This window comes from Bradyrhizobium cytisi (assembly GCF_008123515.1).
Taxonomy (GTDB): domain Bacteria; phylum Pseudomonadota; class Alphaproteobacteria; order Rhizobiales; family Xanthobacteraceae; genus Bradyrhizobium; species Bradyrhizobium cytisi.
In genome coordinates this window covers 1-858 of record NZ_VSSR01000183.1, presented here as the reverse complement: position 1 = coordinate 858, position 858 = coordinate 1, and the positions used below count along the sequence as shown (strand labels likewise).

The 858-nt window shown below is 54.5% G+C and carries 1 protein-coding gene; it reads left to right on the top strand.

The window, feature by feature from the left end:
- The first annotated feature begins 149 nt into the window (after positions 1-149).
- Positions 150-833 (top strand): hypothetical protein, encoded by a 684-nt coding sequence (locus tag FXB38_RS42475; protein WP_148756764.1) that lies wholly within the window; start codon positions 150-152, stop codon positions 831-833.
- The last annotated feature ends 25 nt before the right edge of the window (positions 834-858 follow it).

Sequence of the window (858 nt, the reverse complement as noted above, 5' to 3'; positions counted from 1 at the left end):
AAGTACAAGCATTGTCATGGCCGCTGGGCTTAATGCAACTTATCGTTGCGTCTTCAATGGGTTAGCGGATCGGCTCAGTTAGGCCGCCCGCCTTCAATTGAAATGCTGTCGTCCACGGTGGTGCTTGCTGAACTTCAGGGGCACCATCAATGGACGGCGCTCGCTATCTTGAGGATGGCAGGCTCACGATTTTTCGGCGCAACGGCACCTACTACGCTCGCCTGCGACTTTCACCGGGGAAATATATAACTCGGTCGCTGAAGACGACGATCGAAGAGAATGCCGTACAGGCTGGGCGTAGGCTGCTGTTCCAATTAGAACACAGAGCCGAACAGGGCCTTCCGACAAAATCCAAATTGTTCTCGGCCGTCATTGACGACTACATCGCATACCGTAAGCGGGATCATGCACACGGCAAGACCTCGGCTGGAATGCTGAGGCAGATCAGACGGGTTTCGAAGTTCTGGCGGGAGTACGCTGGGCATCTAGCGGTCGAAGATATCGATGACAAGGTGATGCGGGAGTTCATTCCGTGGCGCCGGGATTACTACGCATCGTTCGACAAGCTGCCGAAGAACGCAAAACGACATCCAACTGACAAGACGCTCCAGTGGGACATGATGCTCGGTAAGGCCATCGTGAAATGGGCCGCTGAGCAGGGGCTGCGAGGTAGCAAGCCAAATATCACCGCAACGTATACGCCCAAGAAAAAGCGGGTGCGACCTGCGTTCGAGCAATGGGAGTTTCGTCAGCTATGGCGGACGCTGTGCCAGCGTATCAACACAGCTCGTGACTTGCGAACAAGGAAGAGCCGAGAGCTGCTGCATGAATAAAGTCTGTCTCTTATACACATCTCCG

Bases quoted from the DNA above. Each gene is read 5' to 3' on its own strand.
- FXB38_RS42475 (WP_148756764.1), top strand. From the start codon at position 150: ATGGACGGCGCTCGCTATCTTGAGGATGGCAGGCTCACGATTTTTCGG.